Origin of the sequence: Amycolatopsis sp. NPDC088138, from assembly GCF_044741685.1 — a bacterium.
In the GTDB taxonomy this organism is placed as follows: Bacteria; Actinomycetota; Actinomycetes; order Mycobacteriales; family Pseudonocardiaceae; genus Amycolatopsis.
In genome coordinates, this window is sequence record NZ_JBIUTB010000007.1 from 359,422 (window position 1) to 384,706 (window position 25,285).

General features: G+C 71.5%; 29 protein-coding genes. 13 read left to right on the forward strand and 16 right to left on the reverse strand.

The annotated features are described in order from the left end of the window. The first annotated feature begins 88 nt into the window (after positions 1-88). From ACIOD2_RS38260 to arfB, 6 genes are all read left to right on the forward strand, one after another. A complete protein-coding gene (locus tag ACIOD2_RS38260; RefSeq protein WP_400549656.1) occupies positions 89-967 on the forward strand; it encodes a helix-turn-helix domain-containing protein in 879 nt (292 codons plus the stop codon). A 250-nt stretch (positions 968-1,217) separates the two neighbouring features. Next, on the forward strand, positions 1,218-1,457 hold the full coding sequence (locus tag ACIOD2_RS38265; protein WP_400549658.1) for a DUF397 domain-containing protein: 240 nt from the start codon (positions 1,218-1,220) through the stop codon (positions 1,455-1,457). Further along, positions 1,444-1,749: a hypothetical protein gene (locus ACIOD2_RS38270; RefSeq protein WP_400549660.1), complete on the forward strand. Its 306-nt coding sequence runs from the start codon at positions 1,444-1,446 to the stop codon at positions 1,747-1,749. Before ACIOD2_RS38265 ends, ACIOD2_RS38270 begins: the two co-directional genes overlap by 14 nt. A 120-nt stretch (positions 1,750-1,869) precedes the next feature. Next, positions 1,870-3,399: an amidophosphoribosyltransferase gene (gene purF / locus ACIOD2_RS38275; RefSeq protein WP_400549662.1), complete on the forward strand. Its 1,530-nt coding sequence runs from the start codon at positions 1,870-1,872 to the stop codon at positions 3,397-3,399. Between the two features lie 40 nt (positions 3,400-3,439). Then, positions 3,440-4,510 (forward strand): phosphoribosylformylglycinamidine cyclo-ligase, encoded by a 1,071-nt coding sequence (gene purM / locus ACIOD2_RS38280; protein WP_400549664.1) that lies wholly within the window; start codon positions 3,440-3,442, stop codon positions 4,508-4,510. A gap of 33 nt (positions 4,511-4,543) precedes the next feature. Further along, positions 4,544-4,975, forward strand: a complete 432-nt coding sequence (gene arfB, locus ACIOD2_RS38285; RefSeq protein WP_400549666.1) for an alternative ribosome rescue aminoacyl-tRNA hydrolase ArfB — start codon at positions 4,544-4,546, stop codon at positions 4,973-4,975. Here arfB and ACIOD2_RS38290 read toward each other — a convergent pair. From ACIOD2_RS38290 to ACIOD2_RS38300, 3 genes are all read right to left on the reverse strand, one after another. Then, positions 4,972-5,724 (reverse strand): GNAT family N-acetyltransferase, encoded by a 753-nt coding sequence (locus ACIOD2_RS38290; RefSeq protein ID WP_400549668.1) that lies wholly within the window; start codon positions 5,722-5,724, stop codon positions 4,972-4,974. The genes arfB and ACIOD2_RS38290 overlap by 4 nt on opposite strands. A gap of 171 nt (positions 5,725-5,895) precedes the next feature. Beyond that, entirely contained in the window at positions 5,896-6,555 is a 660-nt protein-coding gene (locus tag ACIOD2_RS38295; protein ID WP_400549670.1) for a VanZ family protein, read from the reverse strand. A 265-nt stretch (positions 6,556-6,820) separates the two neighbouring features. Beyond that, entirely contained in the window at positions 6,821-7,735 is a 915-nt protein-coding gene (locus ACIOD2_RS38300) for a Gfo/Idh/MocA family protein (protein ID WP_400549672.1), read from the reverse strand. Between the two features lie 77 nt (positions 7,736-7,812). Between ACIOD2_RS38300 and ACIOD2_RS38305 the strand changes: the two genes are divergently transcribed. The 4 genes from ACIOD2_RS38305 to ACIOD2_RS38320 all read left to right on the forward strand — a co-directional run bounded on the left by ACIOD2_RS38305 (position 7,813) and on the right by ACIOD2_RS38320 (position 12,608). Continuing rightward, positions 7,813-8,439, forward strand: a complete 627-nt coding sequence (locus tag ACIOD2_RS38305) for a hypothetical protein (RefSeq protein WP_400549674.1) — start codon at positions 7,813-7,815, stop codon at positions 8,437-8,439. Further along, a complete protein-coding gene (locus tag ACIOD2_RS38310) occupies positions 8,436-9,515 on the forward strand; it encodes a CbiQ family ECF transporter T component (protein WP_400549676.1) in 1,080 nt (359 codons plus the stop codon). Before ACIOD2_RS38305 ends, ACIOD2_RS38310 begins: the two co-directional genes overlap by 4 nt. Next, positions 9,512-11,110 carry an ABC transporter ATP-binding protein gene (locus tag ACIOD2_RS38315; RefSeq protein WP_400549678.1) on the forward strand — a complete coding sequence of 533 codons (1,599 nt, stop codon included), beginning with the start codon at positions 9,512-9,514 and terminating at the stop codon, positions 11,108-11,110. Before ACIOD2_RS38310 ends, ACIOD2_RS38315 begins: the two co-directional genes overlap by 4 nt. Positions 11,111-11,759: 649 nt before the next feature. Continuing rightward, a complete protein-coding gene (locus ACIOD2_RS38320; RefSeq protein ID WP_400549680.1) occupies positions 11,760-12,608 on the forward strand; it encodes an ECF transporter S component in 849 nt (282 codons plus the stop codon). On the opposite strand, the gene ACIOD2_RS38325 is transcribed toward ACIOD2_RS38320, so the two are convergent. The 3 genes from ACIOD2_RS38325 to ACIOD2_RS38335 all read right to left on the reverse strand — a co-directional run bounded on the left by ACIOD2_RS38325 (position 12,584) and on the right by ACIOD2_RS38335 (position 14,691). Further along, entirely contained in the window at positions 12,584-13,429 is an 846-nt protein-coding gene (locus ACIOD2_RS38325) for an alpha/beta fold hydrolase (protein WP_400549682.1), read from the reverse strand. The genes ACIOD2_RS38320 and ACIOD2_RS38325 overlap by 25 nt on opposite strands. 93 nt (positions 13,430-13,522) lie before the next feature. After that, the gene (locus tag ACIOD2_RS38330) at positions 13,523-14,377 is read right to left on the reverse strand and encodes a 3-hydroxybutyryl-CoA dehydrogenase (protein ID WP_256475830.1); all 855 of its coding nucleotides are present in this window, start codon (positions 14,375-14,377) and stop codon (positions 13,523-13,525) included. A 125-nt stretch (positions 14,378-14,502) separates the two neighbouring features. Further along, a complete protein-coding gene (locus ACIOD2_RS38335) occupies positions 14,503-14,691 on the reverse strand; it encodes a DUF3073 domain-containing protein (RefSeq protein ID WP_247059144.1) in 189 nt (62 codons plus the stop codon). A 207-nt stretch (positions 14,692-14,898) separates the two neighbouring features. On the opposite strand from ACIOD2_RS38335, the gene ACIOD2_RS38340 reads away from it, so the two are divergent. After that, positions 14,899-15,795, forward strand: coding sequence for a hypothetical protein (locus ACIOD2_RS38340; protein ID WP_400549685.1), 897 nt, complete (start codon positions 14,899-14,901; stop codon positions 15,793-15,795). Here ACIOD2_RS38340 and ACIOD2_RS38345 read toward each other — a convergent pair whose 3' ends face one another. From ACIOD2_RS38345 to ACIOD2_RS38355, 3 genes are all read right to left on the reverse strand, one after another. Further along, positions 15,796-16,731 carry an asparaginase gene (locus tag ACIOD2_RS38345; protein ID WP_400549687.1) on the reverse strand — a complete coding sequence of 312 codons (936 nt, stop codon included), beginning with the start codon at positions 16,729-16,731 and terminating at the stop codon, positions 15,796-15,798. It lies immediately after the preceding gene. A gap of 88 nt (positions 16,732-16,819) precedes the next feature. Beyond that, the gene (locus ACIOD2_RS38350; RefSeq protein WP_400549689.1) at positions 16,820-17,386 is read right to left on the reverse strand and encodes an aerial mycelium formation protein; all 567 of its coding nucleotides are present in this window, start codon (positions 17,384-17,386) and stop codon (positions 16,820-16,822) included. Between the two features lie 49 nt (positions 17,387-17,435). Next, a complete protein-coding gene (locus tag ACIOD2_RS38355) occupies positions 17,436-18,569 on the reverse strand; it encodes a YgfZ/GcvT domain-containing protein (RefSeq protein ID WP_400549691.1) in 1,134 nt (377 codons plus the stop codon). Positions 18,570-18,600: 31 nt separating this feature from the next. Here ACIOD2_RS38355 and ACIOD2_RS38360 point away from each other — a divergent pair, with 31 nt between their 5' ends. Beyond that, positions 18,601-19,449 carry an aminodeoxychorismate lyase gene (locus tag ACIOD2_RS38360; protein WP_400549693.1) on the forward strand — a complete coding sequence of 283 codons (849 nt, stop codon included), beginning with the start codon at positions 18,601-18,603 and terminating at the stop codon, positions 19,447-19,449. Here the strand turns inward: ACIOD2_RS38360 and ACIOD2_RS38365 are convergent. From ACIOD2_RS38365 to ACIOD2_RS38385, 5 genes are all read right to left on the reverse strand, one after another. Beyond that, complete coding sequence (locus ACIOD2_RS38365) at positions 19,428-19,847, reverse strand: hypothetical protein (RefSeq protein ID WP_400549695.1); 420 nt, start codon at positions 19,845-19,847, stop codon at positions 19,428-19,430. The two genes, ACIOD2_RS38360 and ACIOD2_RS38365, sit on opposite strands and share 22 nt — an antisense overlap. Positions 19,848-20,059: 212 nt before the next feature. Beyond that, positions 20,060-20,917 (reverse strand): biotin-dependent carboxyltransferase family protein, encoded by an 858-nt coding sequence (locus tag ACIOD2_RS38370; RefSeq protein WP_400549697.1) that lies wholly within the window; start codon positions 20,915-20,917, stop codon positions 20,060-20,062. Continuing rightward, complete coding sequence (locus tag ACIOD2_RS38375; RefSeq protein WP_400549699.1) at positions 20,914-21,510, reverse strand: allophanate hydrolase subunit 1; 597 nt, start codon at positions 21,508-21,510, stop codon at positions 20,914-20,916. The genes ACIOD2_RS38370 and ACIOD2_RS38375 overlap by 4 nt, the downstream gene beginning before the upstream one ends. Positions 21,511-21,521: 11 nt before the next feature. Then, positions 21,522-22,136: an FABP family protein gene (locus ACIOD2_RS38380; protein ID WP_400549701.1), complete on the reverse strand. Its 615-nt coding sequence runs from the start codon at positions 22,134-22,136 to the stop codon at positions 21,522-21,524. Between the two features lie 127 nt (positions 22,137-22,263). Then, positions 22,264-23,604: a DHA2 family efflux MFS transporter permease subunit gene (locus ACIOD2_RS38385; protein WP_400549703.1), complete on the reverse strand. Its 1,341-nt coding sequence runs from the start codon at positions 23,602-23,604 to the stop codon at positions 22,264-22,266. Positions 23,605-23,667: 63 nt separating this feature from the next. Between ACIOD2_RS38385 and ACIOD2_RS38390 the strand changes: the two genes are divergently transcribed. After that, positions 23,668-24,063 (forward strand): MerR family transcriptional regulator, encoded by a 396-nt coding sequence (locus ACIOD2_RS38390; protein WP_400549705.1) that lies wholly within the window; start codon positions 23,668-23,670, stop codon positions 24,061-24,063. Between the two features lie 54 nt (positions 24,064-24,117). Here the strand turns inward: ACIOD2_RS38390 and ACIOD2_RS38395 are convergent, their stop codons facing one another. Both ACIOD2_RS38395 and ACIOD2_RS38400 read right to left on the reverse strand, forming a co-directional pair. Further along, on the reverse strand, positions 24,118-24,429 hold the full coding sequence (locus tag ACIOD2_RS38395; RefSeq protein WP_247059122.1) for a DUF1416 domain-containing protein: 312 nt from the start codon (positions 24,427-24,429) through the stop codon (positions 24,118-24,120). Further along, entirely contained in the window at positions 24,429-25,265 is an 837-nt protein-coding gene (locus ACIOD2_RS38400) for a sulfurtransferase (RefSeq protein ID WP_392759477.1), read from the reverse strand. The genes ACIOD2_RS38395 and ACIOD2_RS38400 overlap by 1 nt, the downstream gene beginning before the upstream one ends. Positions 25,266-25,285 lie beyond the last annotated feature (20 nt).

Sequence of the window (25,285 nt, forward strand, 5' to 3'; positions counted from 1 at the left end):
GGTCACCTCTTTGCGCAGGACGGCCCAACGTGTACTTTCGGTAGTCGGGCTAGAGCCCCCTGGTGACTGACGCGCGGAAGGTCCGGGAATGAACGCGGTGAACGCGTCCAGTGCTGAACAGAACATCGGCCCGACGGCGCGCCGGATGATCCTCGGCTCGCAGCTGCGCCGGCTCCGTGAAGAGGCCGGGGTCACGCGCCAGCAGGCGGGCTACAACATCCGCGGGTCCGAATCGAAGATCAGCCGTCTCGAGCTGGGCCGGGTCGGCTTCAAGGAACGCGACGTCACCGACCTGCTGACGATGTACGGCGTCGACGACCCGAACGAGCGCCAGACCTTCCTCGACATGGTCAAGCAGTCGAACGAACCAGGCTGGTGGCGGCGGTTCGGCGAGACGATGCCGAACTGGTTCACCGACCTCGTCGGCCTGGAAGAGGCCGCGGCCCGGATCCAGATCTGGGAGCCGCTCTACGTCTCGGGCCTGCTGCAGATCGAGGGGTACGCGCGGGCGATCTTCAGCCACGGCCGTCCGGAGATGGCCGACGACCGCGTCGACCAGCTGGTCGCGCTGCGGATGCGGCGGCAGAAGATGTTCAGCAGGCCGGACGCGCCACGCGTCTGGATGGTGCTCGACGAGTCCGTGCTGCACCGGCCGATCGGCGGCATGAAGGTGCTGAAGCGGCAGATCGAGTACCTGCTCGAGATGAGCGCGCTGCCGCACGTGTCGGTGCAGGTCCTGCCGTACTCGCGCAGCGGGCTGTCCGCGGAGCACGCGTTCTCGCTGCTGCGGTTCGGTGAACCGGAGCTGCCGAACATCGCCTACGTCGAGTACCTCACCGGCGCGCACTACATCGAGAAGCGCGAAGAGATCGAAAAGTACAGCCGCGCGCTGGACATGCTCGCGGTCGACGCGGAGACGCCCGACCGGAGCCGGTCGATGCTGGCGAAGCGCCGCCAGGAGATCTGAGATCCCTGTTCGACGGTATCGACGGGTTACCGATCAGCGGTAACAACGTGTAGCGACTACCCCGTTAGGGAACGTTTCTATCACCCGTTGGATGAAGGATGACCTGGTGATCCTTCACTGGGGGAGAAGTTTGCAAGAAATTCTGCACGTGCATTTACCGCTGCAGGCACACGTGCTAGCCTCCGATACGCGGGCAAATGCACATGCAGATGCATTGCCTCAACAGCTTCCGCATCGAGAAGGTGGGACCATGGCTGAGCGATTCGAGAACGGCATCCCGGCCGACCGGCTGTCCGGTGCCGAGTGGCGTAAGGCGAGCTACAGCGGCGCCGTCGGCAACTGCGTCGAGGTCGCCCCCCTGTCCAGCGGTGAGATCGCGATGCGCAACTCGCGCTTCCCGACCGGTCCCGCTCTCGTGTACACGCGTGCCGAGATGGCGGCGTTCCTCGCGGGCGCGAAGGACGGTGAGTTCGACGATGTCCTCAGCTGAGGCCGTCGCACCCGTCTTCGACATCGAGACCGGACTGCAGGAGCTGGTGGCCCGCGGCTACCAGTTCGTCCACCCCGCCGACGAGCGCGGTGAGGTTCTCGCCGTCGTCGGTGTGCGGGTGCACGATGACGTCGTCGACGTGGTCCGGCTCAACGCCGAGGACGACGTGGTGGCGACGCGGATGCCCGGAACCGAAGAGAACATCCTCGAGCCGGAGCGGTGGCTGTGGCGCCGCAGCGGTGACGGTGCCCGTGTGCTCACGGAGATCCTCGCGCTGCCGGATGCCTGCTAGCGCAGTGAAAATCTTCAGGCCCTGTCCGAAGTGGTCAGAACCACGTCGGGCGGGGCCTGACTCATGTCCGGCCCGGTTACACTGAAATCGGCCTGACCACGTCTTCCTGGGAGCACCTCGGTGGTTTCCGACCCGCAGCTCGTGTCCTCCGACCAGCCCGACCCGGAACCCCGCGAGGAGTGTGGCGTCTTCGGCGTCTGGGCTCCCGGGGAAGAAGTCGCGAAACTGACCTACTACGGCCTCTACGCCCTGCAGCACCGGGGCCAGGAGGCCGCCGGCATCTCCGTCTCCGACGGCTCGCAGATCGTGGTCTTCAAGGACCTCGGCCTGGTCAGCCAGGTGTTCGACGAACAGATCCTGCAGTCGCTGCAGGGCCACATCGCCGTCGGCCACTGCCGGTACTCGACCACCGGCGCGACCATCTGGGAGAACGCACAGCCGATCTTCCGCACCACCGATACGGGCAGCGGCCTGTCCTTCGCGCACAACGGCAACCTCGTCAACACGGCGGAGCTGCGCGAACGCACCATCGCCGCGGGCCTCAAGCCGCACGCCGGGCTGACCGGCTCGTCCAGCGACTCGGACCTGGTCTGCGGGCTGCTCGCCGCGAACGCCGCCGACAAGGGCATCGAAGGCGCCGCGATGGAGCTGCTGCCCACGCTCAAGGGCGCGTTCTGCCTGGTGTTCGCCGACGAGAACACGCTGTACGCCGCGCGTGACCCGCACGGGGTGCACCCGCTGGTGCTCGGCCGCCTCGAGCGCGGCTGGGTCGTCTCCAGCGAGACCGCCGGCCTGGACATCGTCGGCGCGTCGTTCGTCCGCGAGGTCGAGCCGGGTGAGCTGATCGCCATCGACGCCGAGGGCCTGCGGTCCTCGCGGTTCGCCAACCCGGAGCCCAAGGGCTGCGTCTTCGAGTACGTCTACCTGGCCCGCCCCGACACGACGATCGCCGGCCGCGGCGTGCACGCCACCCGCGTCGAGATCGGCCGCCGGCTCGCCGGCGAGCAGCCCGTCGAGGCCGACCTGGTGATGCCGGTGCCGGAGTCCGGCACCCCCGCCGCCATCGGCTACGCGCAGGGCTCGGGCATCCCGTACGGCACCGGCCTGGTGAAGAACGCCTACGTCGGGCGCACGTTCATCCAGCCGTCGCAGACCATCCGCCAGCTCGGCATCCGCTTGAAGCTGAACCCGCTGCGCGACGTCATCCGCGGCAAGCGGCTGGTCGTCGTGGACGACTCGATCGTCCGCGGCAACACCCAGCGCGCGCTCGTCCGGATGCTGCGCGAGGCCGGCGCGCTCGAGGTGCACGTCCGGATCGCGTCGCCGCCCGTGCGCTGGCCGTGTTTCTACGGCATCGACTTCGCGTCGCGGGCCGAGCTCGTCGCGAACGGCGTCGACCTCGACGGCATCCGCCGTTCGATCGGCGCGGACTCGCTCGGCTACATCTCGCTCGACGGCCTCGTCGCGGCGACGGAGCAGCCGAAGTCGCGGCTGTGCACGGCGTGCTTCTCCGGCGAGTACCCGATCGCCCTGCCCGACGACGCGCTCATCGGGAAGAACCTGCTCGAGAGCCTCGACGCGGTCAATGGCGCGGCGACGCCGGTCAGCCCGGCCGGGTACGGTGCCGAGGACGCTCTTCGGCGTCCCTAGCTCTTCCGGGCTAGTCCTTCCAGTTGGGAGTCCTTCTACCGTGAGCGAGTCCACGAGCGCCACGTACGCCGCCGCCGGCGTCAGCATCGACGCCGGCGACCAAGCCGTCGAGCTGCTCAAGCCCCACGCCGAGCGGGCCACGCGCCCTGAGGTCTTGGGCGGCGTCGGGGGCTTCGCCGGGCTCTTCTCGCTGAAGCTCGACAAGTGGAAGGAACCGATCCTCGCCTCCTCCACGGACGGCGTCGGCACCAAGATCGCCGTCGCGCAGGCGCTGGACAAGCACGACACCGTCGGCATCGACCTGGTCGCGATGGTCGTCGACGACCTGGTCGTGACCGGTGCCGAGCCGCTGTTCCTGCAGGACTACATCGCCGTCGGCAAGGTGCACCCGGAGAAGATCGCCGCGCTGGTCGGCGGCATCGCCGAGGGCTGCGTGCAGGCCGGCTGCGCGCTGCTCGGCGGCGAGACCGCCGAGCACCCCGGCCTGATGGGCGAGCACGACTACGACATGTCGGCCACCGGTGTCGGCGTGGTCGAGGCGTCGGCGCTGCTGTCGCCGGAGAAGGTCCGCCCGGGTGACGTCGTGCTGGCGCTCGGCTCGTCGGGACTGCACTCGAACGGGTACTCCCTCGCCCGGCACGTGCTGCTGGACATCGCGCGGATGCCGCTCGGCGGCCACGTCGAGGAGTTCGGCCGCACCCTGGGCGAGGAGCTGCTGGAGCCGACGCGGATCTACGCGAAGGACTGCCTCGCGCTGGCGGCCGAGACCGAGGTCCGGACGTTCGCGCACATCACCGGCGGCGGCCTGGAGGCGAACCTGGCCCGCGTCATGCCGCGCGGCCTGGTCGCCCGGCTCGACCGCGGCACCTGGTCGCCGGCGCCGGTGTTCGCGCTGATCGGCCAGCGCGGCCGGGTCGAGCGTGCCGAGCTGGAGAAGACGTTCAACATGGGCGTCGGCATGGTCGCGATCGTCGGGGCCGAGGACGTCGACCGGGCGCTGGCCATGCTGACCGCGCGGCACGTCCCGGCGTGGGTGCTGGGCGACGTCCAGCCCGCGGAAGACGTCGACGGCCCGCGCGCGCTGCTCTCGGGTGACCACCCGCGGTTCTGAAACGGACTTGATCGCGGCTGTCACACTGGTGTCATGGCAGCCGGAGACGTGGTGATCGGCTCCCGGTTCACGATCCCGGGAGCCGAGCTGAACGAGCGCTTTTCGCGGTCGTCCGGCCCGGGCGGCCAGGGCGTCAACACCACGGATTCGCGGGTCGAGCTGTCCTTCGACGTCGCCGGTTCGCCGTCGATCCCGGAGCACCTGCGGGACCGGGTGCTGGCCGGGCTCGAAGGCCGTCTCGTCGACGGCGTCCTGACGATCGCGGCCAGCGAACACCGCTCCCAGCTGCAGAACCGTGAAGCCGCGCGTGGCCGCCTGACGAACCTGCTGCGCGACGCGTCGGCCCCGCCGCCGGCCAAGCGGCGCCCCACGAAGCCGTCTCGCGGTTCGAAGGAGCGCCGCTTGGCGTCGAAGAAGCGCCGGAGCGACGTGAAGCGTGGCCGCTCCGGCCGCTTGAACGACTAGCTCAGCGAGAGATGCACGCACTCCCCGGCCGGCCGGTAGCCGACCCGGGCGTAGACGTTGCCGATCCCCAGGTCACCGGGGGTGAGGAACGCCGTGTGCGCGCCGGACTCGTGCACGTCGCGGGTGAGCCGGGCGGTGAGCGCCGCGGCGATCCCGCGGCCGCGGTACGGCTCGTGCACGGCGATGCCGGCGATCTCGGTGGTGCCGTCGACGATCGCGAGCGCGAGACCGCCGCCGAGCACCACGCCGCCGGCGACGTCCTCCGCCAGGAGGTGCCGGACCCCGGCCTCGATGCCGGACCGCAGGCGATCGACCTCCTCGTCGGGGACCTCCGGCGACTCGCCGAACGCCGTGTTCTGCACCGACCGCAGCCGCCGGATGTCCTCGCCGGACTCCGGCGCGCGCAGCCGGATCCCCGCCGGAACCGCCTTGTCGATCCGTTCGGCGGGGGCGCAGGTCATCAACGGCACCCGCCGTTCGAGCGCGTAACCGGCCTCGACCAGGAGTTTCTCCAGGTCGGGAGCGACGTCGGTGAAGTACTCCAGCCGCGGGAGCAGGCCCCGCCGCCGATACGCGCTGGTCAGCGCGTCGATCTCGGCCGCCGACGGCCGCGCGCCGTCGTCCGGGATCGCGTAGTTGAGCATCGGGTGCTCGGTGTCCGGCGAGTAGGTGGCCAGGAACGGGCCGATCCGCTCGGTTTCGCGGCCACGGGGCGCCGTCTTGCGGACATACGTCTGGATAGCGGACATTGCTGGTGGAAGCCCTTTCGAGAGCACGTCAAGGAACCGCAGCTCAGTGCGGGAGGTCGCTGGGCGTCAGGCCTAGCGGAGGCCGACGCCGGAGACGGCGCCAGGCATAGGCGTTCATTCCTTGAGTCGAAAGGGCGCTTCCGGGCCAGTGTGGCACGGCCGGCAAGCCGTTTACTGCCGGTCGGGGTGGGCGATGGCCGCGTACCGCGCGTCCCAGACCGACCGCGGGACCCGCATGGTGAGTGTCGGGGCCTCGCAGATCGTGCGGCGTTGCTGCGTCGGGATCACCACCGGCGGTGCCGGTGGCAGGTCCAGCGAACGCCAGATGCGCCGGCTCAGCGCCGCGCCGAGGATCGCGCCCGTGGTGTTGAGCAGGACGTCGTCGGTGGACGTCACCCGGCCGGTGTGGATCAGATATTGCGTACCTTCCACCAGCACGGACACGACCAGGGCGGCCAGCGCGATCCGCAGCAGCGTGCGCAGGCCGCGCATCCGCAACGGGAGCAGCGCGCCGAGCGGGCAGAGCAGCAGGACGTTGCCGATCACCTGCCAGAGCGAGCCGTCGTCGCCGAAAGCGGCGGTGATGTCGGCACCCGGAACGAGGTCGAGCGTGCTCTGGCCGGACCCGCTCACCGGCATCGTGACCAGGCACAACACCAGAAAAGCGACCAGGACGGCGGCGCTGTCGACGCCGGCGGTGGCGCTCGCGTAGCGGGGTGGGAGTCTTCGCCGCCGCCGAGCCGCGAGCAGGGGCCACCCGAGCAGCGCGTACGGCAGCGCGATGGCCGAGACCGGAATCATCCCCCAGAAGGCGCGCAGCAGGGTTTCCATGCGCCTCCCTCCTTGAGCACCCAAAGATCGTCTGTGCGCTGGAAACGGCCCTCCCAAGATCACCTTCGCATCACAAGATCGTCTCGGCACTCTGAGGGAGGCGCACTATTCGGTGATCTTTCCGGTGGCGCGACGGAACCTTCCGTGGTTCGGTCGGGAGGCGCACTGTCCACTGTGGATGCTGTGGACAACCCTGTGGATGGATTGGGGGATGCTTTCGAAACCCCTTAATTCACAACGGAAATCCGCAGAGGGTGCCTGTGTACTACTTGGTGTCGCCGGCCAGCTCTCGAGCGCGTTCGAGCAGGCCCTGCAGGTGCAGGCCGCGGCGGACGTCGCAGGGGTGGGCCGTGGTGCCGCTGGCGATCATCGCCGCGAAGTCGTCCAGCAACGCCGTGTAGGACTCCGACGCCGAACCGGGCTTGCGGCCGAGCGTGCGGTAGCCGTGCTCACCCCAGACGGCGACCTCGACGACGGTCGGCTGCACCGGCAGCCGCAGCGACAGCGTGGCCGTGCTGACCACGTCGTTCTCGTGGGCGAGCATCAGGTGCCACAGGTCGCCGGGGCCGCACCGCGCGGCGACGACGTCGGTGATCGGGCCGAGTGCGGCGTCCAGCATGTCGAGGGCGTGCGGGCCGATGTCGTACAGCGCGCCGCCGTCGTCCTGACGCCACTCCGAGGCCGCGTACTGGCCGCCGAGCAGGGCGCCGGACAGCCAGCGCGCGCCGCCGCCGGCCCAGCCGCCCGCCTGGCCGAGGCCGGCGAGCCACTCCTGGGTCTGGGTCGAGTACCGCAGGGTCAGCATGACCAGGGCGGCGACGTCGGCGGCCGCGACGGCGTCGGCCAGCCGCTGCGCGCCGGCCAGGTCGGCGGCGATCGGCTTCTCGAGGATCAGGTGCTTCCCGGCTTCGGCGGCGCGCACGCCCAACTCGGCCTGGATCGACGGCGGTACGGCGAACGCCACGGCGTCCACCTGCTCGAACAGCTCTTCGACGCTGCTCGCGGCGGCCGCGCAGTGCGTGTCCGCAAGCGCTTGCGCCGCTTCCGGGCGGCGGGCCCAGACGGCGGTCAGCGCCGTGCCGGGGTGATCCGCCAGGCCGGGCGCGTGAATCGTCGTCGCCCACGGACCGGCGCCGACGAGGCCGACCCGCAGCTGTCCCTCCGCGATGAGCTGTCCCACGGGCCGCAGTCTAGGTGTGTCCCGCGTCGCGCCGGAACCGCACCTGCGAGGCCGGTCGTCCTGGCTAAAGTGCCTGCATGATCACCCTGCCGTCCCGCATCGCCGCGGTCTGTCTCCTCCTCTTGGCCACCTGCTTCGCCGGGGCCTCGCCCGCGTCGGCGACGGGCACGGACGGCACCTGCCCGGCCGGTGGCGGCGTGACGGTGGTCGTCGACTTCGGTGATCTGGGCCCGCAGCCGCTCGTCCGCTGCGCCCCAGGAACGCCCGCGTCCGGCATCGCGGCGCTGCAGGGCGCGGGGATCGACGTCGCCGGCTCGCAGAAGTACGGCCTCGCCGTCGCCTGCCGGATCGACGGCAAGCCGGGCCCGGACGTCGAGTCGTGCGCGGGCATGCCGTCGGCGACGGCGTACTGGAGCTACTGGCACGCCTCGGCCGGCGGCAAGTGGGAGTCGAGCCAGGAAGGCGCGCAGACGTCGAAGCCCACGGCTGACGGGTTCGAGGGCTGGGCGTTCGCGCGGCCGAAGACGGCCAACGACCTGCCGGCGCCGCCGCGGGTGGCGCCGGTCCGGCAGGCCGTTTCCACCCCGGCCCCGGCGCCCGCGGCCGAGGGCAGCTCGTTCCCGTGGGGGGTGGTCATCGCCATCGCGGCGATCCTGCTGATCGGTGGCGCGGCTTGGGTCGCCGCACGACGTCGCCGGACGTGACCGGCAGGGCGCTGCACCCCGGCGCCTGGTGGGCCTGGGCGCTCGCGCTGGCCGTCGCGGCCAGCCGGACGACGAACCCGCTGCTGCTGGGCCTGGTCATCGCGATCATCGGCTTCGTCGTCGCGAACCGGCGGAGTGACGCGCCCTGGGCGCTGGCGTTCCGGCTCTACGCCTACGTCGGCGCGGTGATCGTCGCGACGCGGGTGCTGTTCCGGATCCTGATCGGCGGCGAGGACGGCGGGCACATCCTGTTCACGCTGCCGCGGATCCCGCTGCCGGCGTTCGCGGCCGGGGTGTCGCTGCTCGGGTCGACGTCGGCGGAGGAGCTGCTCGGCGGCTTCTACGACGGCCTGCGGCTGGCGACGATGGTCCTCTGCGTCGGCGCGGCGAACGCCCTCGCCAACCCGAAACGCCTGCTCAAGGCCGTGCCGGGAGCGTTGTACGAGGTCGGCACGGCCGTGACGGTCGCGCTCACGGTGGCCCCGCAGCTGGTCGAGAGCGTGCAGCGCGTCCGGCGGGCCCGGCGGCTGCGGGCGGGGCGGACTCGCGGGCTGCGGGCGGTCAAGGGCATCGTGGTGCCGGTGCTGGAGGACGCGATGAACCGCTCGCTGCTGCTGGCGGCGGCGATGGACTCGCGCGGCTACGGGCGGCGCGCGTACCTGAGCGTCGGCGTGCGCGCGACGATCGCCGGCTGCGTGCTCGGCGGGCTGGTCGGCGTGTGCGTCGGCGTCTACGGCGTGCTCGACGGGACGTCGTCGTGGCTGGGCGTGCCGCTGCTGGCGCTGGGACTGGTCGTGGCCGCGGCGGGGTTCGTGCTGGGCGGGCGGCGGATCCGGCGGACGGCGTACCGGCCGGATCCGTGGCGGTGGCCGGAGACGCTGGTCGTGGCGTCCGGGGTCGGGGCGTGCGCGCTGCTGTTCTTCTCCTCGCGGGTCGACCCGGGGAACCTGTACCCGTCGCTGAGCCCTCTTCGGTGGCCCGAAGTGTCTCCTTGGCACGCGCTGTCCCTGCTTGTCGGGGTGCTGCCCGCGTTCGTCGCACCTCGCCCCCCGTCGTTGTCGGAGGTCGTCCGATGATCGAGTTTTCGCAGGTCACGGTGACCTATCCCGACGCTCCCGGGCCGGTGCTGGCCGACGTCTCGCTGCTGGTCGAGGAGGGCGAGCTGTGCCTGGTCGCCGGGCCGACCGGCGTCGGCAAGTCGACTTTTCTCGGGGCGATCAACGGGCTCGTCCCGCACTTCACCGGCGGGCGGCTGGCCGGGCGGGTGCTCGTGGATGGGCGGGACACCGCGGTCTTCCCGCCGCGCGAGCTGGCCGCGGTGGTCGGCGTCGTCGGGCAGGATCCGCTGGCCGGGTTCGTGACCGACACCGTCGAGGAGGAACTCGCGTACGCGATGGAGCAACTGGCGGTGGCGCCGGACGTCATGCGCAAGCGCGTCGAGGAAACCCTGGACCTGCTGGGCATCGCGGAGCTGCGCAACCGTCCACTTCGGACGCTTTCCGGCGGCCAGCAGCAGCGCGTCGCGATCGGCTCGGTGCTGACGGCGCATCCGCGGGTCCTGGTGCTCGACGAACCGACGTCCGCGCTGGACCCCACGGCGGCCGAGGAGGTGCTCGCGGCGATCACGCGGCTGGTGCACGACCTCGGGACCACGGTGGTCGTCGCGGAGCACCGCATGGAGCGGGTCGTCCAGTACGCCGACCGGCTGCTGTACCTGCCGGGCGACGGTTCGGTGCGGTCCGGGCCGCCGTCGGAGATCCTGGCGACGGCGGAGATCGCGCCGCCGATCGTCGAGCTGGGGCGGCTCGCGGGCTGGTCGCCGCTGCCGCTGTCGGTGCGGGACGCGCGGCGGATCGCGGGGCCGCTGCGATCTCGGCTTCAAGAATTGTCGGTGGTGGGTCGTACTCTCTCGGTGACCGGTCAAGCACTGGATGTGAGAGGGGTGGTGGTCCGATACGGAGATGTCCTGGCGGTGCGTGGGGTGGACCTGCGCGTCGGGCCGGGGGAGATCGTCATGCTGATGGGACGCAACGGCTCCGGCAAGTCGTCGCTTCTCTGGGCGGTGCAGGGCAGTGGCCCGCGGTCGGCGGGGAAGGTCGACGTGGGCGGTGCGGATCCTGCGTCGCTCAAGCCACGAGCGGCTCGTCAGCGTGTCGGGTTGGTCCCGCAGTCACCCGCCGACCTGCTCTACCTCGATTCGGTCGACGCCGAGTGCGCACAGGCCGACACCGAATCCGGGGCCGCGGCAGGCACGGCGAGGTCACTGTTGGACCGGCTGGCCCCCGCGATCGCCGGTGAAGCGCACCCCGGCGACCTGTCCGAAGGGCAGCGACTGGCGTTGGTGCTGGCCGTCCAGCTGGCGGCGGCACCCCCGGTGGTCCTGCTCGACGAGCCGACGCGCGGCCTCGACTACCACGCAAAACGGCGCTTCGCGGCGATCCTGCGAGAGCTGGCTTCGCAGGGCCACGCGATAGTGCTGGCCACCCACGACGTCGAGTTCGTGGCCACGGTGGCCCACCGGGTGGTGGTCATGGCCGAGGGCGAGGTGGTAGCGGACGGCCCGACGAAGGAGGTCATCGTCGCCTCCCCGGCGTTCGCGCCCCAGGTGGCGAAGGTGCTGGCACCGCAGGAGTGGCTGACGGTGGACGAAGTAGCGGAAGCCCTGACATGACATCCGTCGCGCCACGTCTCCTCCCTGCCTGGCCACCTCGCGAACCGGTGCCGGGTGGGCGGCCGCACTGTTGCGAGCGGGTGTCGGGTGGGCGGCTGCGCTGTCGCGGCTTCGTGCCGGTTGCCGCGCCACGCCTCCGCATCGCGGATGCGGGCGCACAGGGAGCGGCTTCGCGCGAACTCGCGTCGGCGACCGCCTCATCGCCCGCCGCCGCGTGCGCAGGGTGCTGCCGGCGTGGCTGCACCAACTCTGGCTGTCGGGGTTGCCTGGTGAAGCTGCTCTTCGGTGGCCGGGTCTATCTGCCCAGTCGGCGTGGCTGCATCAATCCTGGCTGTCGGGGCTGTCCGGTGAAGCCGCTCTTCGGTGGCCGGGCCTTCCTGCCCAGTCGGCGCGGTTTCGCCAATCCTGGCTGTCGGGGTTGCCCGGTGAAGCCGCTCTTCGGTGGCCGGGTCGACCTGCCCAGTCGGTGCGGTTTCGCCAACCCTGGCTGTCGGGGCCGCCCGGTGAAGCGACTCTTCGGTGGCCGGGTCTACCTGCCCAGTCGGCGTGGCTGCACCAACCCTGGCTGTCGGGGCTGCCCGGCGAAGCCACTCTCGAGTGGCCGGGTCTACCTGCCCAACCGCGAACTCGGCCGTGGCGAGGTGCTGACGTGACCGGCTTCCTCGACCCACCGTCCAGGGCCATCCGCCTCCGCCCGCGCCCGGCGCTGGTCCTCACCGTCGCGGCGGTCCTCGGCCTGGTCATGTTCTGCTGGCCGCTCTTCGCGCACCCCGCGCCGAGCGTCTCCGCGCACACCGCCGACGCGCCGTTCGTCTTCATGGTGACCCTGCCGGTGCTGATCCTCGTGGTGCTGGCCGAGCTGTCGCGCGGGGGCATCGACGCGAAAGCGCTTGCGTTGCTGGGTGTGCTGTCCGCGGTGAACGCCGGGCTGCGGCCGCTCGGGGCGGGGACCGGCGGGATCGAGCTGGTGTTCTTCCTGCTCGTGCTCGCCGGGCGGGTGTTCGGGCCCGGGTTCGGGTTCGTCCTCGGCTCGACGTCGCTGTTCACCTCGGCGTTGCTGACCGCGGGCGTCGGGCCGTGGCTGCCGTTCCAGATGCTCGCCTCGTCGCTCATCGGGCTCGGGGCCGGGCTGCTGCCGCGTTCCCGCGGGAAGGCGGAAATCGCCCTGCTCGTGGCCTACGGCGTCGTCGCGGCCTACTTCTTCGGGCTCCTGATGAGCCTGTGGTCGTGGCCGTTCCTCGCCGGCACGTCGTTCGGGGGCGCCACCGCGGGGCTCGGGTACGTGCCGGGCGCGCCGCTGCTGGACAACCTGCACCGGTTCGCTGTCTTCACGGTCCTGACCTCGACGCTCGGCTGGGACACCGGCCGCGCGATCACCAACGCGGTCGCGATCGTCGTGCTGGGGCCGGCCGTCCTGGCGGTCCTGCGCCGCGCGGCTCGGCGGGCGGCCTTCGACGCGCCGGTGGTCTTCGATCAGGCGGGCGCCAAACGGTCGTAGATGTCGACCAGCTGGGCCATGTGCGGCGCGTCCGGCACGTGGCTCGTGTCCAGGTCGAACACCTGAAAGCGGTTTCCCGGCGTGGCCGCGTCCGCCTCGCGGATCATGCGGTCCTGCAGGGCCAGCGGGACGATCCGGTCGCGCAGGTGCCGGACGTAGACCCGCGGAACCCGGCCCCACCGGTCGCGGGTGCCGCGGGCCGGGGTGGCTCCCTTGCCGAGGAGGTCGTCCGGGGCCATCGAGTTCAAGAAGGCGTAGAACTCGGCGTCGGTGGCCTCGGCGAGGAACGCCTCCTTGGCCTTCGTGAGCAGGGTGCGGTCCGCGGTGCGCCAGTTGAACCGGACCGCGCCGATCACGGACGGGTCGGCCGCCGCGAACCCGAGGAGGTCGCCGACGCGGGTGTCGGCCGCCTCCGGGGTGGCCATGTACTCGTCCGGGGTCGGGAGGTCAACGCAGCAGAACGCCGTGTCGTAGACCAGCAGGTCGATCAGGTCGGGCACGGCGTCCGCGACCAGGCTGATCGCCGCGCCGCCGATGCTGGCGCCGACGAGGACCACCGGGCCGTGCGCCGCCGCGCGGCGGACGACCTCGGCCGTGGCCGCCACCTGGTCGGCGACCGTGACGCCGGCCAGCGCCGACGGTTCCGTCGCGAACCCCGCCAGGTCCTGCGGGGCCTGGTAGGAGAGGCGGAACTGCTGCCCGGGCTGCTCGACGCCGACACCGCGGTGGCCACGCAGGACCAGCTCGTTCGGGGCGGCCGAGACACCGTTGGCGCCCGCGGCGAAGACGAAGGTGGTCACACGACGGCTCGGTTCAGGCATGCCTCGGAGTCAACCGGGCCCGGGCGTCCGGCCCAAGACGACAAAGTCGCCGCACGGACCACCAAAAGTGGATCGTGCGGCGACGAAGGTCGGTCAGCCGTACGAGTAGAAGCCGCGGCCCGTCTTCTTGCCCAGCAGGCCCGCGTCCACCATGCGCAGCAGCAGCGGCGGCGACGAGTACAGCGGCTCCTTGAACTCCGCGTACATCGAGTCCGCGATGGCCTTGATCGTGTCCAGGCCGATCAGGTCGGACAGCCGCAGCGGGCCCATCGGGTGGGCCGTGCCCAGCTCCATGCCGCGGTCGATGTCCTCCGCCGAGGCGAAGCCCGACTCGATCATGCGGATCGCCGACAGCAGGTACGGCACCAGCAGCGAGTTCACGATGAAGCCGGCCCGGTCCTGGGACCGGATGACCGTCTTGCCCAGTGCCGTCGTCGCGTGGTCCTCCGCGCGGCGGGCGGTCTCCTCGCTCGTCAGGAGCGACGGGACCAGCTCCACCAGCGGCAGCACCGGCACCGGGTTGAAGAAGTGGATGCCGACCACCTGCTGGGGGCGGTTCGTCGCCATGCCCAGCTTCATGATCGGGATCGACGACGTGTTGGACGCGAACAGCGCGTCCTCCGCCTCGACGATCTTGTCGAGCTGGCGGAAGACGTCGACCTTCGCCTGCTCCTGCTCGAGGATCGCCTCGATGACCAGTTCGCGGTCGGCGAACTCGGCGATGTCCGTGGTGAACCGGAGCCGGCCGAGGGCCGCGTCGGCGTCCTCGGTGGAGAGCTTGCCGTTCTTGACGCCGCGCTGAAGCGACTTCTCGATCCGCGCCTTGCCCGCGTCGAGCGCCGGCTGGTTCACCTCGGTGACCACGACGTCCAACCCGGACCGGGCGTGCACCTCGGCGATGCCGGAACCCATCAGTCCCGCCCCGACGACTCCAACCCGACTTACCACCGGCTCACTCCTTCGTTGGATTCGTAGCCCCGAGTGCCTTTTAGACACACTTTTGGGCAGCACGCAGCGCACGAGGGCGGTCGCCGGGTTGTGCCCGGCTCACGCCCTCGCGCGGTTACGCGTGCTCAACGACGGTACTCGTCGTACCCGTCGTCGTACGGATCTTGATCATTGCTATCGGGCTCCTCATAGTGACCACTAGAGGAACCAGTCGACAGCTCGCGCTGCAAAGCATCGAAGTCGGTCTCGTGCGAGCTGTACTTGAGCTCGCGCGCCACCTTCGTCTGCTTGGCCTTAGCCCGGCCGCGCCCCATGGCTCGACCCCCTCGCACAGGGGCGGGGCGGCCGGGGGAATCGGCGGCCCCGCATCGTCTCGACAATTATTTCCTGCTCACACCGTACCGTGTCCGGGGGGTTCGATGCGACGTGGCACGGTGTGCCGGTCGTGACAGTGTCGGCCGGACACCGGTTACCGGCCGGTCGGTGACGATCAGTGCAGGTCGGCGTGCCACGATCTACTCGTGCTCCGTCCCTTCGTGGCCTATCTGCGGGTGTACGAACCCCTGCTCGCCCTGGGCGAGCCGCCCGACGATCGGCTGCGCGCGGCCGTCGCGGCGGCGAAGCTGGGGCGGACCGACGCGGGCGCCCGCGAGCAGGCCATGTGGCTCAAGTCACAGGTCGCCGCGCCGCGCCGGTTGCTGCCCGCCGAGCTCGCCAACGGGCGCCCCGCGCCCAGCCTGCTGACCGACGTCCTGGTGCTCGATCCGGCCGACGTACCGGACGGCCAGCGCGTCCACGGGCCGTTTGTGTGCCCGCTGGAGCTGCGGGCCCGGTCCGCGGCCGCGCTGGTGACCTTCCTCGGTGACGCCCACCCGGCGCTGAAGAACGTGATCCTCGACGAGGGCGGCTTCACCCAGGACGCGATCCGCGCCCGCACGAAGTCCGCGCTGTCGGACCTCAGCACGTCCGCGGCGCACACGCTGTCGACCACCTGGACCGTCCCGCTGCCGTGGTTCGTGCTGGTCGACCCGGAGGACCGCAAGCTCGTGCTCGGCAGCGGCCGTGACGACCCGAAGCGGGAGCTGTCCTGGCGGACCACCCTCGCCGACGCGCAGCACCGGGCGCGCGAAGCCGGTGACCTGCTGGAACAGACCTTCGGCGACTCCGGGCCGGGCCGCGTGCTGTTCGAGACGCGGCGCTGGCTCGACAACTTCCACGCGGACTCGATCGTCGAACTCGACTACGGCGGCCTCGTGCAGCTGTTCGCGGACCCCATCCTCGAGGCCGACACCACCGCCGAAGAGGTGCACGACATCCTGGACGCGCTGCGCACGGGCAACGTCGAGGAGCTCGCCGAACTGTTCTCCGACCTGCGGGAGTTCTGGGGCGACCTGGCGGCGCGGGAACGCGCCAACTAGCTAGCCGCGCAGCTCCGGCACGCGGATCTCGCCAACCGGGCGCCCGCCGCCGAGCACCGTCCCGTGCGCGAGCTCGCCGAGGCCGGAGACGTCCACGCCGAGGAACCGCAGCGCCTCGACGGCCAGTGGCGCGCAGGCCCGCTTCGCGCCGTCGTCGATCTTGATCGCCACCGCGAAGCCGTCCGGCAGCGCGAACGCCTGGACGCCCTCGGCGCCGGCCTTCGAGACGAGACCGTCCACGGCGGACATCAGCTCGGTGTCCTCGCGCCCGGTGCCGGCGACCAGCCACGGGTTGGCGCGCATGGCATCGGCCACCGTCCGCTCCGGACCTTCGGACGCGGTCGCGACGCGGCCGAACGCGCGGGCCAGGCCGGTCAGCGAGAACCCGAAGAGTGGCGCACCGCAGCCGTCGACGCCGGTGTGCGCGATCGGCTCGCCGGTCAGCTCGGCGACCGCGACGGCGATCGCCTGCTGCAGCGGGTGGTCCGGGGTCTCGTAACCCGCGGTCGGCCAGCCGGCGCGGACGCAGGTGGTGAGCATCCCGGTGTGCTTGCCGGAGCAGTTCATCATCACGCGCCGCGGCTCGGCGGCGTCGCGCATGCTCGGCACGTGCAGCGGGAAGTCGGCCGGGCACGCGAGGTCGTCCTCGGTCAGGCCCGCCGCCTGCAGCAGTTCGAGGACGCGCTTGACGTGGCTGGGCTCGCCCGAGTGCGACGCGCAGGTCAGTGCCAGGTCCTCACCGGTGAAGTCCAGCCCGGCCCGCAGCATGCCGACGGCCTGCAACGGCTTGTTCGACGACCGCGGGAAAACCGGCGACGTGACGTCACCGAGCGCCAGCCGGACGTCGCCTTCGGGGCCGGTCACCACGAGAGCGCCGCGGTGGACGCTCTCGACGAAATCGGAACGGACGACCTCGGCCAAAACGGGGTTGGTCACTGAACCTCATTCTGGTTAGCACGGCGCTGCGGTGCTGCAGCCCGACTGCCAGCGGTGACCTTCGCGCCGGGCGACGGCTGAATGAGGTTCACTGGGCCTCGTGCCCGCCTTCGCTCTCCAGCAGCTCGTCCACAGTGGCCGAACCCTGCTGGTAGCGCTGCGCGATCTCCGCGTTCAGGGTGTCCATGACGCTCTGGACCTCGCGCCGGAACGACGACACCGAAAGCTCTTCGCGGGCGTAGGTGTCCAAAGCGGAAGCGAGCTTGTCGTCCGTCAGGGAGCTGACGTCGGTCAGGTCGGTGTCGCCGATCAGCGCCTCGGCGTGCCGCCGGTGCTCGCCGGCGCGGGACGGCTCCAGCTGCTGGTGCCGCCCGGAGCCCGCGGCCGGGCCCAGCGCGTTGTCGGCGAGGATCGTGGCCAGCTGGTCGACGATGCTGGACTCGCCGCCGGAGCTGCGCCGGGTCTGCTCGGCGCGGACGATGTCGATCCGGGCGTGCAGCAGCCGGCGCAGGTAGGACAGGTCGGTCTCTTCTTGGGCGGCTTCGTCCCGCCGCTCGCGGAGCACCTTCAGCGGCAGGTCACCCACACCGCTGAGGTATCCCGGGCCGAGCACGCGGTCGATCCGCCGCCTGCCGCCGGGCCGCACTTCGATCACAGCGCAGTTTATCCCGGTTGGGCGTGATCCTGCTGTCAGGGGTTTTTGATCAGCCACGAAGTTGCGCCGCCGCAGCCCGCCCGGGTGCCGGGAGTTCCGAAGGCACGGAGTCGGGGTCGATCGCCGCCTGGACGAGGTCGTCCTCCGAGCCGGTCAGCAGCTCGGCACCCACCGGCGTCGACCGCTTGACCAGGGCCAGCGCGATCGGGCCGAGCTCGTGGTGCTGGATCACCGTGCCGACGCGGCCGACCGTGCGGCCGTCGAGCAGCACCGGGTCACCGGGCTCCGGCCGGATCTCGGGTGAGCCGTCCAGGTGGAGCAGCAGCAGGTTGCGCGGCGGGCGGCCGACGTTGTGCACCTTCGACACGGTCTCCTGGCCGCGGTAGCAGCCCTTCGCGACGTGCGCGGCCGAGCCGACCCAGCCCACCTCGTGCGGGATCGTGCGATCGTCGGTGTCGACACCCAGCCGCGGCCGCAGCGACTCGACGCGCAGCGCGTCGAACACCCAGCTCCCGGCCGCGCGGGCGCCGGCGTCGGTGAGCTTCTTCCACCAGCCGGCGAGCTCGGCGCGCGGCACGGCGAGGTCGACGCTGAACCGGCCGGGCCACGGCATCCGCCGCGCGAAACCGGTGCCGCCAGGCAGCGCCGCGACCGCGTACGGCTCCGGCCCGACCTCGACACCGGCCGCGCTCAGCACGCGCTCGGAGTCCGGGCCGAGCACGGTGAGCAGCGCGAACTCTTCGGTCGCGTCGCGGATGTCCACCTTGGACCAGAACTTCATGGCTTCGAGGTACTCGCGCAGCGTCTGGGGGCCGCCCTTCGGCAACGCGCTGGTGACGCTCGTGCCCGGGTCGGTGTCGAGGTACACGGTGCCGTCGAGGTGCGCGACCACCATGTGCGTCTCGACGCGGCCCTGGCTGTCGAGCACCAGCGCCTCGGTGCCGGTCCCTTCGGCGAGCTCGGTCACGTGCTGCGAGATCACCAGGTGCAGCCAGGACAGCCGCTCTTCGCCCGACACGGCCAGGACTTCGCGGTGTGACCGATCGATCACGACGACGCCGCGCGAAGCGGTGCGCTGCTCCGCGAAGGGGTCTCCCCAGTGCCAGGGGACGCCGGCTTCGGGGTGGTCGTCAGGCGGGGGGATGGATCCGGGCACGTCCAGCAGCGGCGAGCGGTACGGCATACCGCCCAGCCTAGGTGAGTACCGTGTCGGCATGCGCGTGCTCGTCTTCCTCGACGGAACCCTGGCCGATCCCGACGCCGCCCAGATCAAGGTCGACGACCTCGGACTGACGCGCGGCGACGGCGTCTTCGAGACGATCCTGGTGGTCGGCGGCAAGCCCCGCGAGCTGCGGCCGCACCTCGACCGGCTGGCGCGTTCGGCGGCCATGCTCGACCTCCCGGAGCCCGATCTCGCGGCCTGGGAACGGGCGGTTTCGCTCGTGCTCGAACACTGGACCGGCAGCCCCGAAATGGTGCTGAAACTGGTGTACACCAGGGGTTCCGACGGCGATCCCGACGCCGTCCCGACCGGCTTCGCGCTGGGTTCGGAGGTCGCGCCGTCGATCTTGAAAGCGCGTGCCGAGGGGGTCGCCGCGGTCACCCTGGAACGCGGCTTCCCGCCGGACCTCGCCGAGCGGGCGCCGTGGCTGCTGCTGGGCGCGAAGCCGTTGTCGTACGCCATGAACATGGCCGCGCTGCGCGAAGCCCGCCGCCGTGACGCCGAAGATGTGATTTTCACCGCCGCCGACGGCTCGGTGTTCGAAGGCCCGACGTCGACCGTGGTGCTCGCGAAGGGGCGGACGCTCTTCACCCCGCCGTCGAGCGTCGGCATCCTGCCGGGCACGACCCAGGCCGCGCTGTTCCGCGGGGCCGAAAAGGCCGGCTGGTCGGTCAAGGTGGAGCCGCTGCGCGTGCGTGACCTCGTCGAGGGTGACGGCGTGTTCATGGCGTCCTCGGTCCGCAAGCTGACGCGGGTGCACACGCTGGACGGCGCGCGGCTGCCCGACTCGTCGGCGGTCTACGCCGAGCTGGTGGCGGCCTACGAGGCCGAGTACGCCTGAGCGATCCGCACGACCGCCGGCGCGATCTCTTCGGCGCGGTAGGCGGCGATCTTGTGGTGACCGTCGAGGATCAGCTCGCGTTCGCCGTCGCCCAGGACCACGGCGACCGGCCGGTGCCCGGTGCGGATGGCGGTCCGGTAGTAGCCGACGCGGGCCTCGTCGGACGGCGGCCAGGTGTCGGTGGGGGTCAGGGACTGGTCGTCCGGCACGCGTTCCGGGCCGCTGACGCGATAGTCGCCGTCGACGAGCAGGTCGAGCACCGGGCCGAGCGTGGTGGCGAGCGGACGTCGCAGCTGCCCGGTGGCGAGCGCGATCCGCAACGCCTGGGGCAGCTCCGCCCGCGCGCGCTTGTTCACATCCAGGAAACCCGTGCCACCGCTGATCGTCACCTGTTCCACAGCTATCAGGACGGCCGGCGGCGCGACATGGTTCCAGCCCCTACCCGGACGGGTGCACCGCGTGACCCGGGTCTCACCCGCGTGGCGGTACAGACCTTTCACGTCACCCGGAAGCGCACCCGGGTGCCGGGTCGAGCGCGCTCAGCGCGGCGGTCCGGACCACCCGCGGCGACGGGTAACCGCCGGTGGTGTGCTCCGGTGGCGAGGCTCGTTCATGCCACTCGGAAGCGCACCCGGGTACCGGGTCGCGCCTGGGCGAGCGCGCCCAACGCCGCGGTCCGGACCACCGCTGCGACGGGGTAACCGCCGGTGGTCGGGTGGTCGGCCAGGAAGACCACCGGCAGGCCGCTCGGCGGCACCTGGATCGCCCCGGTGACCACTCCTTCGCTGGGCAGTTCCGCCTCGGCGAACTCCGCGGCCCGGCGCAGCGGGGTGCCGTCCAGGCGCAGGCCGACGCGGTTCGACTCCGGCGTCACCGTCCACCACGCCGACAGGCCCTCGGCCGGGGACTCCAGCCAGTCGTCGCGAGGGCCCGGCGTCACCGGGATCACCAGGCTCGCGGGCGCCGCGGCCGGGGCGACGACGTCCGCGCCCGCCGGGACCCCGCGGACCGGGCCGAGCGGCAGGACGTCACCGGGACACAGCGGCGAGGGGCCGATGCCGGACAGGACGTCCCGCGAACGGCTGCCCAGCACCTCCTCGGCGTCGATCCCGCCGGAGACGGCCAGGTAGCACCGCAGTCCCGCCTCCGGGGTGCCCACCGCAAGCGTTTGCCCGGCTCGGACAGCGACCGGTGTGTGGGAGCCGAAGGGACGGCCGTCGACGTCGACCGGGACCGAGGGGCCGGTCACCGCCACCGTCGCGGATGTCGTGAACCGCACCGAAAGGCCGCCGAGCAGGGCTTCGATGCCCGCGGCCGTTGAGGGGTTGCCGACGAGCCGGTTCGCCAGCCGCAGCGACGAGACGTCCAAAGCACCGGACGGGGCCACGCCGAGGTGCGCGTACCCGGGCCTGCCAAGGTCTTCGAGGAGCGCGAGAGCACCCGGCGAGACGACCTCCAGCGACCTCACCGGACGCTCCGGAACCGCACGCGGTCGCCCGGTGCGAGCAGGGCGGGCGGGTCGGCGTGGGGGTCGAACAGGGGCGTGGTCGTGTGCCCGAGCAGCCGCCAGCCTCCCGGCGACTCGCGGGGGTAGACGCCGGTGAACTCGCCCGCCAGGCCGACCGCGCCGGCCGGGACGCGGGTGCGCGGGGAATCCAGCCGCGGCTGCCGCAACGGCGAAGGAAGTCCGGTCAGGTAGCCGAAACCGGGGGCGAAGCCGGTGAACGCGACCGTGTAGCCGGCGCCCGTGTGGAGGTCGACGACGGCGTCTTCGGAGCAGCCGGCGTCGGCGGCCACCAGGGCGAGGTCGTCGCCGTCGTAGTGGACGTCGAGGGTCACTTCACGCGGGTCGCCGGCGGGCGGGTGCGTGAGATCGGCGCCGTCCAAGACCGCGCGTGCCGCCGCGACGTCGCCGATCACCAGGAGGCTGCGCGCGCCGGGCACGACGTCGGTGACGCCGTCCGGGCGCGCCGCGAGCAGCGTCGCGTGTGCTGCCCGCATCTGGTCGAGCGAATCGCAGTCCAGCAGGGCGGCGTCTTCGCCACACCGCCGCCAGCGCATGCCGGGTGCCGTCAGCCGACCACGCGGTGCAGCAGGGCCGAGGTGTGCGGCTGCAGCTCCTGGCCCATCATCGCGCGCTCCTCGACGTAGCCGAGGGAGCCCTCGATCAGGCCGTACAGCCGCTGCGCGGCCTTGACGTCCTTCGCGCTGGCCGTGCGGATCACCGCGTCGGTGCCCAGCTCCCAGGACGTCTGGTTGCGCGGCTTGCCGTAGTACAGCTCGACGAGACCGGTGTTGTGCGTGAGCAGCAGCTCGAGCGTGTCGTCGGCCTGCGGCCGCCAGAAGCCGGACTCGCGCGCGGCGGGGCGGATGACGTTGCCCTCGTCGTCGAGCAGCCAGGACCGCGACTCGTGGATCAGGAACGGACGGCCGTCGTGCGCGATCGTCAGCTGCTGCGCGAACTTGCGGGGGCCTTCGATGGTCGGGTAGTCGACCTCGCCCTCACCGCGCCAGACACCGACCATCGGCAGCAGCGCGAGGCAGGCCTCGTTGAGGTCCGGCCCCTCGCGCAGGTTGGCCGTGTCGTTGGGGATGGGTAGGTCGTCCCACAGCGGGAGGTTGCGCGCGCGGGTGCTCGCCGCGCGCATTTCCGCTGCTGCAATGGCGTCGTCGCCGCTGTCGGCCATCGGTCAGCGCTGGTCCGCGTAAAGCCGGTAGACGACGTACACGGCGAACCAGGTGATGGCAACGCCCGCCAGCACCAGCAAGGTCGTAAACAGTGCTTCCACGCCCAGCAGGATAGTCCGCCGCCGCTCACCCGGCCCGGCGCAGGGTCACCGCGGTGAGCACGGTCACCGCGAGCAGCACCACGCCGGCCACGCCCATCGCCGCGTGCAGGCCGCTCGGCAGCGTCGAACCGTTGGCCAGGAGCGCACCCAGCGCCGCGACGCCGAGCGCGGTGCCGGTCTGGCGGGCGGCGTTGACCGTCGCCGACGCGATGCCGCTGCGGTTGCCCGGCAGCCCGGCCAGCCCGACGATGTTCGACGGCGTCACCGACAGCCCGACCCCGGCACCGGCCAGCGCGAACGCGATGGCCACCAGCCAGTACGGGCTGTTTGCGCCGAGCAGGAGAAACGCGAACGAGCCGACGGCCGCGACGAAGTAGCTGATCGGCAGGAGCCGCTCCGCGCCGTAGCGCGCCGAAAGCCGGCCGGCGGTGAAGGCCGCGGCGACGTTCGCCAGCACGTACGGCAGCATCTGGACACCCGCCTCGGTCGCTGTCGCGCCGCGGGCCTGCTGCAGGTAGACGCCGATCAGGAAGACCGCCGGGTAGGCCGCGAACCCGAGGCTCCACGCGGCGAAGATGGCCACCGAGAACCGCGTCCCGGCGAACAGCCGCACCGGCAGCATCGGATGCGGCACGCGGAGTTCGACCACGATGAACGCCGTCAGCGCGGCGAGGCCGAGGACCCCGGTGACCAGCACGGACGCGCTCAGCCCGAGGCGTCCGGCCTCGATCACGGCGAAGGTCAGCAGGCCGATCCACAGGGCGCCGAGCACCTGCCCGGTCAGGTCGAGCGCGCCGTGCGCCGGGTCGCGGGACTCGGTGATCCCGCGGCGGCCCAGCACGACCGCGACCAGCCCGATCGGCACGTTGATCAGGAAGATCGACGGCCAGCCGAAGGCGTCCGTCAGCGGGCCGCCGATCAGCGGGCCGAGCACGAGCGCGCAGCCCGCGACCGTGCCCCACAGGCCCATCATCCGCGCCCGCTCGGCCGGTGCCGGGAACGCGTGCGCGAGCAGCGCGACCGAGCCCGGGATCACGGCGGAGGCCGCGAAACCCTGGACGATCCGGGCGGCGACCAGCAGTTCGAGCGTCGGGGCCAGCGCGCAGCCGACCGACGCGATCGTGAAGACCGTCAGTCCGCAGAGGTAGACGAGCTTGCGGCCGTAGCGGTCGCCGAGGGTGCCGCCGGAGAGGATCACGGCGGTGAGCGCCACGGTGTAGCCGTCGATGATCCACTGCAGGCCGCTGAAGCTCGTGCCCAGCGTGCGTTGCATGGTCGGCAGCGCGACGCTCACCACGCTGACGTCGAGCAGGGCCATGAAACTGCCCAGGAAGACGGCGGCGAGCAGACCGGTGCGTCGTGTCACGGGAGCGGTTAGGGTCACCTAATCAGCTTGCGACCTCAACCCGGCTTGAGGTCAACTCGTCGCATGCTGTCCATCGGTGAAGCGGCCTCGACGGTCGGGGTCGCGGTGTCCGCCCTGCGGTACTGGGACGAGCGCGGGATCGTGCGTCCCGCGGAGCGCAAGGGCGGCAAGCGGTTCTACGGCCCGGACGAGCTGCACCGGCTGGCCGCGGCGAAGATGCTGCAGGACACCGGGCTCTGCACCCTCGACGAGATCGCCGCCGTGCTGCGCGGCCCGGAGCACGGCGACTGGCGTGCCGTGGTCCGCGACCGGATCGCCGAGCTGGTCGAGCAGCAGCGGAAGCTCGCGATCGCCGAGACGTTCCTCAACCACTTCCTGCGCTGCCCCCGCGACCACCCGATCGAGACGTGCCCGTCACTCCGGGACTACACCACGCGCGTCCTGACCGAAAAGCCGTGAAGGCCACCTTGAGGGACTCAGAGTCCCTCAAGGTGGCCTTCACGGACTTGAACGTCAGGCGACCGAGATGGCCAGCTGGTGCAGGCCGGGGCCGGAAGCGGTGACGGACGCTTCGCCGTTGCCGCTGCGGTGCAGCGCGCGCACTGTCCACTCGCCCGGCGCCGCGTAGAAGCGGAAGTCGCCGTCGGCCGAGGAGACGACCTCGCCCGTGAAGTCGCCGCCGCCGTCCAGGAGCCGGACGAACGCGCCGCCGACCGGCCCGTCCGCGCCGGTCACCTTGCCGGCCAGGACGACCTGGCCCTTGGTGTCGTAGTCCGCCGGCGTGGCCTCCTGGACCGGTGCGCCGCAGCTGTCGTCGACCGCCATCACTTGGCTCCCAACTCGACCGGCACGCCGACCAGCGAGCCGTATTCCGTCCACGAACCGTCGTAGTTCTTGACGTCGTCGTAGCCGAGCAGCTCGTGCAGCGCGAACCACGCGATCGACGAGCGCTCACCGATGCGGCAGTAGGCGATGGTGCCCTTGCCGGCGTCGATGCCCTGGTCCTTGTAGAGCTCCTCGATCTCGCCCTCGGTCTTGAAGGTGCCGTCCTCGTTGGCGACCTTCGCCCACGGCACGTTCAGCGCGCCCGGGATGTGGCCGGGGACCTGGGACTGCTCCTGCGGCAGGTGCGCCGGGGCGAGCAGCTTGCCGGAGAACTCGTCCGGCGACCGGACGTCGACGAAGTTCTTCGCGCCGATGGACTGGACGACCTCGTCGCGGAACGCGCGTAGCGTCAGGTCCTGGTCCTTGGCCTTGTAGTCGGTGGTGTCGCGCTTGACCTCGTCGGAGTTCAGCTCCCGGCCGTCGAGCTCCCACTTCTTGCGGCCGCCGTCGAGCAGCTGCACGTTCTCGTGGCCGTAGAGCTTGAAGTACCAGTACGCGTAGGCGGCGAACCAGTTGTTGTTGCCGCCGTAGAGGATCACGCGGTCGTCGTTCGAGATGCCCTTCTCCGACAGGAGCTTCTCGAAGCCCTCCTTGGAGACGAAGTCGCGGCGCACCCCGTCCTGCAGGTCCTTCCGCCAGTCGAACTTCACCGCGCCCCGGATGTGGCCTCCGTCGTAGGCGGTGGTGTCCTCGTCGACCTCGGCGAACACGACGCCGGGGGTGTCCAGGTTCTCCTCGGCCCACTGGGTGGTGACCAGGACGTCTTCACGGCTCATGGAAACGGACTCTCTTTCTG